6 protein-coding genes and 1 tRNA gene are annotated in these 6,954 nt (G+C 40.3%); 6 read left to right on the top strand and 1 reads right to left on the bottom strand.

Annotation, left to right across the window (positions count from 1 at the left end; genetic code table 11):
* From B4J23_RS10950 to B4J23_RS10925, 6 genes are all read left to right on the top strand, one after another.
* Window positions 1–780, top strand: a 780-nt coding sequence (locus tag B4J23_RS10950) for a carbon starvation CstA family protein (protein ID WP_291360598.1), incomplete at its 5' end; no start/stop codon positions are given.
* A gap of 10 nt (window positions 781–790) precedes the next feature.
* Window positions 791–1,093, top strand: coding sequence for a YbdD/YjiX family protein (locus tag B4J23_RS10945; RefSeq protein WP_004782606.1), 303 nt, complete (start codon window positions 791–793; stop codon window positions 1,091–1,093).
* Between the two features lie 390 nt (window positions 1,094–1,483).
* Complete coding sequence (locus B4J23_RS10940) at window positions 1,484–2,434, top strand: AAA family ATPase (RefSeq protein ID WP_125278423.1); 951 nt, start codon at window positions 1,484–1,486, stop codon at window positions 2,432–2,434.
* 12 nt (window positions 2,435–2,446) lie between these two features.
* Window positions 2,447–3,352 carry a DUF58 domain-containing protein gene (locus B4J23_RS10935; RefSeq protein WP_291360596.1) on the top strand — a complete coding sequence of 302 codons (906 nt, stop codon included), beginning with the start codon at window positions 2,447–2,449 and terminating at the stop codon, window positions 3,350–3,352.
* 11 nt (window positions 3,353–3,363) lie between these two features.
* Complete coding sequence (locus B4J23_RS10930) at window positions 3,364–5,361, top strand: DUF3488 and transglutaminase-like domain-containing protein (protein ID WP_291360595.1); 1,998 nt, start codon at window positions 3,364–3,366, stop codon at window positions 5,359–5,361.
* A gap of 47 nt (window positions 5,362–5,408) precedes the next feature.
* Window positions 5,409–5,485: transfer RNA gene (locus B4J23_RS10925), tRNA-Val, on the top strand.
* A 751-nt stretch (window positions 5,486–6,236) separates the two neighbouring features.
* Here the strand turns inward: B4J23_RS10925 and B4J23_RS10920 are convergent.
* The gene (locus tag B4J23_RS10920; protein WP_125278426.1) at window positions 6,237–6,767 is read right to left on the bottom strand and encodes a hypothetical protein; all 531 of its coding nucleotides are present in this window, start codon (window positions 6,765–6,767) and stop codon (window positions 6,237–6,239) included.
* Window positions 6,768–6,954: the final 187 nt, after the last annotated feature.

Below are 6,954 nucleotides of genomic sequence, written 5' to 3'. Positions count from 1 at the left end.
ATTCTGTCACGTACGGGTGGTGCACCAACTTTCGCGATTGGTATGGCGCATATCATTACCGAAATCTTTAACAGCCGTGAAATGATGGCCTTCTGGTATCACTTTGCAATTCTGTTTGAAGCTTTATTCATTTTGACAGCGGTAGATGCGGGTACTCGTGCATGTCGCTTCATGGTTCAGGATACAGTTGGTATCGTGATTCCTGCGGTAAAACAATCTCATAACTTCTTCGGTAATATGCTGGGTACAGCCGTTGCTGTGGCTGGCTGGGGTTTCTTCGTTTATCAGGGCGTTGTTGATCCATTAGGCGGTATTAATAGCTTATGGCCATTGTTCGGTATTGGTAACCAGATTCTGGCTGCAATGGCATTGATTTTGGGTACTGTGATTCTGTTCAAGATGAAGAAAGAGAAATATGTGTGGGTAACCATTGTTCCAACCGTATTCCTGTTTATTACTTCAATGACAGCCGGTTGGCAAAAGATTTTCCATGAAAATCCAAAGATCGGTTTCTTGGCACAGGCAGAGCGTTTCAATACGGCAATTGCGAATAATGAAATTCTGGCACCAGCGAAAACCCTGGCTGAAATGCAGACTGTCGCAATGTCGAACCAGATCAACGCAGCACTTTGTGGCTTCTTCATGATCGTAGCGTTTGTAATGCTATTTGCTGCGATTGGCGTGATCCGTCGTGCCCTGGCGAGCCCGGTACCAACTGTAAATGAAGCCGAAGCAGTATATCGCGATCCTGAAGAAATTCAGCCTGCAAAAGGACATTAAGGAGCAGCGCATGAACTTGAAGTTTGCTAAAGGTGGAAAAGCGGTTATCTATAAAATCATCAAGATGACCGTGATGTCACAAAAAGACTTAATCCTGAACCCGAAAAACTGGTCACGGATTGCAACGTTGTGGCAGCGTTTACAGCAGAGTTTCCGCCTGATGGTGGGTGTGCCGGATTATCAGACCTATCTGGCGCATATGAAAAAGCACCATCCTGATCTGGAAGCGATGGACCCTAAAACATTTTATCGTCACTGTGTAGATTCGCGTTATCCATCTGCCGGTGGAGATATGAAGAAGTGTCCATGCTAATGGATGAATAAAATGAGCGCCTTTCGGGGCGCTTTTTTACGGGCAAATTTTAGGATTCAAACAAGATAAAACAAAATTATGATCTATTTTGACATTGGGAATTTAAATTTTTAAAAGTCTTTACCTTTTAGGTATAAGTTCAGATCTCAAAGGTTTTTAATAACCTGTTTTCTCTAATAAATATGCCAATCAAAATGTAATTTTTCTAAACTTTAATCTTAAAGCTTCAATTGGCTCTTATAGGAAATTTAATCATATAAAATTTCTAAAATTCCTAATTTATTCTGCAGAAATAAAGTCGGCAGATGACTGATCTTTGGGGAATTTTAAAAAACAGTGTATGTTAATCCTACAGCATGTTTTATTAGGGAAAATATTGTGATCTGGGGCATGAAACAAAAAGAAAAGCTGGATATTGCGCACAACAATGATGAGCTTGAACAGAAGCTGGCTGATTATGCCCCCAAGATTCAAAAATTTTTCCAAGAAATTAATGCCATTGTTCTGGATAAACATGCACAGACCAGATTAGCCCTATGCTGTCTGATTGCAGGCGGGCATGTCTTGTTTGAAGATTTACCCGGTTTGGGCAAGACAACATTGGCAAGCAGCCTAGCCCATCTCGCAGGACTGAAATTTCAGCGAATTCAGTTTACCAATGACATGCTGGCCAGTGATGTGATCGGTATCAATATGTTTAACCAGAAAGAACATCAATTCGAGTTTAAGCAGGGGCCTATTTTTACCCAGATTTTGCTGGCAGATGAAATTAACCGTTCCAGTCCCAAAACTCAGAGTGCCTTGCTGGAGGCGATGGAAGAAGGCTATGCCACTGTCGATGGGATACGTTATGCTTTGCCTAAGCCATTCTGGGTAATCGCGACCCAGAACCCCTTATTTCAAAGTGGCACTTATGCCTTGCCTGAATCTCAGCTAGACCGCTTTTTAATGCGTCTGTCTTTAGGTTATCCATCCCGTCATGCTGAAAAACTGTTATTACAGCAAGAATCCCGTTTTGCCTTGATCGCTAGCTTGGCACATGTATTTACTGAAAATGAAGTGCTGGAATTACAGCAGTTGACCCAGCAGATTTTTATCAGTGAAGCGGTTCAGGAATATATGCTAGATCTTGCGGAAGAAACCCGTAAGAAACGCCAAGGCTTATCAACACGAGGTTTGCTGGCGCTTAAACGTGCAGCACAGGCGAATGCCATTATTCAGCAACGTAGCTTCGTAACTCCGGACGATGTACAAGCCGTTTTTGTGGCAGTCGCCGCCCATCGTCTGGGGCTGAGCGATGCAGAAACATTAAATGTGATGCAACAGGTCGCAGTCAGTTAAAGGAGTCCGCTCTTGGATAAAACCTGGCAAAACTGGCTGGCGAAACGCTTTCAATTTTCACAGCAAAAACGACTTTCTCAAAAGGATGTACTGGTCTTTATTTATCAGCAGGGCTATCTGTATCTGGTTCTGATTTTTATCACCTTTATCGCTGGCGTGAACTATGCCAATAACCTGATTTTAGGTTTCTGCTTTCTGATTAGTGCAGTGCTATGTGTCAGCTTCTATCTGACCTTTAAACAGTTGCATGATCTGGATATCGAAATGGTTGCTGAAGACGTTGGGCAGGTGGGTCATGCGCTTAATCTATATTTTTATTTTCAGCAAGCGACAGCCCGGCCGCGTTATCTGTATATTAAGGCCGGCAATCAGCTGGAGAAAGTTTATCTGACTGAACAAAAGCAGCATTGGATGCTACCATTTTATGCTGAACGTCGCGGTAAATTTGAGTATCCGGTGATTCAGATCTATTCGGTTTATCCCTTTGGCCTGGTACGAGCCTGGACCTATCTTTATCATCATCAGTTTGCTTGGGTGGCACCTAAAGCTAAAAACAATACTTCGGAAAACAAGATTTATCAGAATAGCTTTGAACCGGATATGGATGAGTTCCGTGAATTACGAAATTATCAATCTGGAGACTCATTGCAGGCGGTTTCCTGGAAACAGTTTGCACGTGGGCAAGGCTTGTATGTCAAAGTCTTTGAACAGTATCAGGATGAACATAGCTTTGAGATTCATTATGAACACATGCCTAGCCAGTCGCATGAGGAGAAACTGGGCTTGATGATGGGACTGATTGAGCAATGTGAGCAGCAGCAATGTGCATATGCACTGCATTTACCTCAGGCAGAATTGCCGCAGGGAGCAGGTGAAGAACAGTTACGTAAGGCCAAACAATTATTGGCTCAGGCATAACGGGTGAATCTATGATTGATGGAAAAATCCGAATTTCGATCGTCTTGACCCTAGGCTTGATCATCCTTGCCCAAGTAGCTTTCATCCCGGTGCTGCTCAGCATTATCTTTGTCATTAGCTTACTGTGTATCTGGATTTTTCTTAAACGGCAAAAGCCATTTTCTAAAATAGGAACTTTTCTTCTCACGGCCTTAGCATTAGGTAGTATTTATCTTAGCTACCAAAGTTTTATTGGAGTGGAGGCAGGTGTTGCAGTTCTTTCCACTTTTTTATTTGCCAAATCACTGGAAACGAAAAACCGGCGGGATCTGATTATTCTGTTTAATTTTGCGCTTTTTGTTGCGGCCAGTTCATTTCTATATAGCCAATCTTTTGGCATGGCTGTTGTGATTATTCTATGCTTATTAAGCTGTCTAATTGGCTTATACCGGATTCAGACCAGTGAGTTTCAGCAGAGTCAGCAATCACCACGTATAGCCTTACAGCAAGATGCCAAATATGTCGGCAGATTTGTGCTTTATGCTCTGCCGTTTTTTATTTTGTTATTCATTTTCTTTCCGCGTTTGCCACCGCTTTGGCATATCCCAATTCCAGAAAATAAAGGCGTAACCGGAATCGGTGACAGTATGTCACCGGGCGATATTGCTGAATTATCTCAATCTAATGCTCTAGCTTTCAGGATTATTGGTGATGTGAGTAAACTGCCGCCACGTTCAGAGTTGTATTGGCGGGCATTGGTGCTAGATGAATATGATGGACAGCGCTGGACCAGTAGCTTTATTAATCAGCAGCCTTTAATCCGTCAGCCTGGAGAAGTTGTTCCAGTATCCACATCAGGGTGGAATTACCAATATTTGGCTGCTGATCCTTCTGTGTTCTGGGTGATGGGCCTGGAAAAGTCGATGCCTTTGGAACGCCGTTATTATAATCGTCAGGACTGGAGTATCGTACCAAGGCGTTTAACCCAACGAGTAGAACCGATCCATTTGCAATGGCTGGGTAATCACAATGCTGAAAGTGCTCTACCAGAACAATTTGTTCAGCGACTGAATACCCAGACTCAAGTCCATTTGGATACTCAGGCACAACAGCTGGCACAGCGTTTATATCTACAAAGTGGGGAGGATCCGCGACGTTATATCCGAACAGTCTTGAACTGGTACCAGCAAAATCATTTTGTATATACCCTGAAACCAGGTGTACTCGGCAAAAACCGGATTGATGAATTTCTGTTTAAATCCCGGCAGGGTTTTTGTGAGCACTATGCTTCCAGTTTTGTGATGCTGATGCGATATGTGGGAATTCCGGCACGTGTGGTCACAGGTTATCAAGGCGGACAATTGGCGCCCGATGGGAAAAGTTGGGAAGTTCGTCAGTTGGATGCTCATGCCTGGACAGAAGTCTGGATTGACCAAAGATGGCAGCGTTTTGATCCTACCGCAATGGTAGCCCCGCAACGTATTGATGATGGGATGCAAAATTTAATCTCGCAAGATGAGCGAGTATGGGCAAGTAATTCTGGCTGGACATCACACCGTAATATATGGCTGACCAAACTAAGAGTCTGGAGTGATTATGCAAGTTACCAATGGCAAAGTAAGGTCGTAGGCTATAATGCCGAATCACAGCAGGGCTGGTTAGCGAAACTGGGCCTAAGTTCAGTCTATTCCAGCGTAATTATTTTAATATCTGGTATTGGCATACTCGTACTGCTTTATATTTTAAAAATCTATTTTAAAAATCGGCAGTTACAGTCACCTTTTGAACATTCTATTCAGCAGTTTAATCAGTCTTTAAAAAAAGATTTGAGAAAACAGTCTGCGGAAACTTTTCATCAGTGGATGTTAAGGCTATCTCAGCAAGTTCAGGACAAAGATCAGACTGTATTCTTTGAAGCAATTAGACTATTTGAAAAATCAATTTATTCAGGCAGGGAATTCTCAGACCAAGATCTGAAACAATTCAAAGATTTGCTTAAAACTTGTACGTATATATTGAAAATTAAATGAAAAGACTTGTTTTGAGATCGAAAAATTTATAATATGCCAAGCATTCTAGGTGTATAGCTCAGTTGGTTAGAGCGCTACGTTGACATCGTAGAGGTCTCCAGTTCGAGTCTGGATATACCTACCAGGATTCAAAAACTAATGTTATAAGGGTTTTAAGCGAAAACAGTAGCTTAAAACCCTTTTTTTATACCTACAATAAAAAGTATCTTTATCCGCGTTATCCTTAAAATCGCTGCTTTTTACCGATTATACAGCTTAATTTACGTCAAGGTTACGACAAGAATTTTGGAAAGTACGTCATGAAATTAACTGAGCCAAGAATAAGAAAGTACATTGAATCTTTTGATAATAAAATAATGCTATGAATAAGGTCAGATCATTCTGTTATATGGACATTTCGGTTTGCACTTAAAACTGCAATGTGATGGGGGAAATGGGTATAAAGATAAAAAATATTTACGATAGAAATGTTCATCTGCCAAAGACTAAAAATGGTGATGCACTTAATATGCCGTTAAATATAAAGGCTATAGAGCTTCTGGATTTGATTCAATATGACGGACTTAATATTAATCCCTCAAAAAGAGAATTCATTTAAGTTGATATGGAAACGTAGAAAGCAAAAGGCAGGGCTTCCAGATATTCATTTTTATGACACGCGACATAAAGCACTCAACCCTTTGTGAATAAATAGAAATTATCGATTGATGTGCTGGCCCTGATCACTGGGCGTATATCAAAGTGCTGGCAAATACTTACTACACCCGGGATCGAAGATATTGCTGACATGTTAGAGGCTACATACGAAAAGCCTTATTCAGTTAATGGGGTAGGGTGAGTAGTGAGGCTGAGGATTTTTGTGTGATATGAGATTGTTAATCTTCAGTTATCGTAAAGTGATGTCTCATTAAGTCAGTATTATTTGCATCATTTATTATAGAAATTAATACATCATATATAGCAGTTAGCTCATCTAGACTATGGAAAGCGCTCTTTCTGTTTATACGCTTACACATATCAAAAATATCTTCTTGGACTTCTTCAGCATGGTTAATTTTTCCTTTAGTGAGTGTAATTAACTTTCGAATATCACCTTCTATTACTTCGCTATTCTGATCGAGTGATTTGATAGACCCTTCCGACAATTTCAATATTTTTTTAAAATTATTTATTCTTAATGCGTTTTTATCTAAAGCTATGAGTGACATATTAAGGGATTGTATCTTTAATTCAAATTTTCTTTGTTCATCTGCACGATCTTCCTGTTTTTTTGCAATTTTTATCTGTTCAATTATTTGTGTATAACCAAAAATTGCAAGACTTAGCGCTAATATGCCTATCAGAATCTGAATCTGTCCTGAATTGCTCTCAGCCCATGTCGAAAAACTAACTAAATAATTCAGCATAAAATAAGTCCTTATTGTAAATTAATCAGCATTCTACCCAAATTTAATTAGAAGATTCTTATTAATTAAACCAACATACTGGCATTATCTAAAGCCTATTAAACCAATAGAACCATTTTTTTTATTTGAATTACGGTCGATACATTTCCAGTGTTTGTAAAGGTAATTAAAAAAAATGCACATAATT

The organism is Acinetobacter sp. UBA3025, from assembly GCF_002367915.1.
Lineage (GTDB): Bacteria > Pseudomonadota > Gammaproteobacteria > Pseudomonadales > Moraxellaceae > Acinetobacter.
Note: the sequence above shows the minus strand (reverse complement) of the source record. Positions and strands in the feature narration are given on the sequence as shown.

What these genes read in the sequence shown, in the direction of transcription:
- B4J23_RS10945 (WP_004782606.1), top strand. Translation starts at nt 791, where the DNA reads ATGAACTTGAAGTTTGCTAAAGGTGGAAAAGCGGTTATCTATAAAATC.
- B4J23_RS10940 (WP_125278423.1), top strand. Translation starts at nt 1,484, where the DNA reads ATGAAACAAAAAGAAAAGCTGGATATTGCGCACAACAATGATGAGCTT.
- B4J23_RS10930 (WP_291360595.1), top strand. Translation starts at nt 3,364, where the DNA reads ATGATTGATGGAAAAATCCGAATTTCGATCGTCTTGACCCTAGGCTTG.
- B4J23_RS10920 (WP_125278426.1), bottom strand. Translation starts at nt 6,767, where the DNA reads ATGCTGAATTATTTAGTTAGTTTTTCGACATGGGCTGAGAGCAATTCA.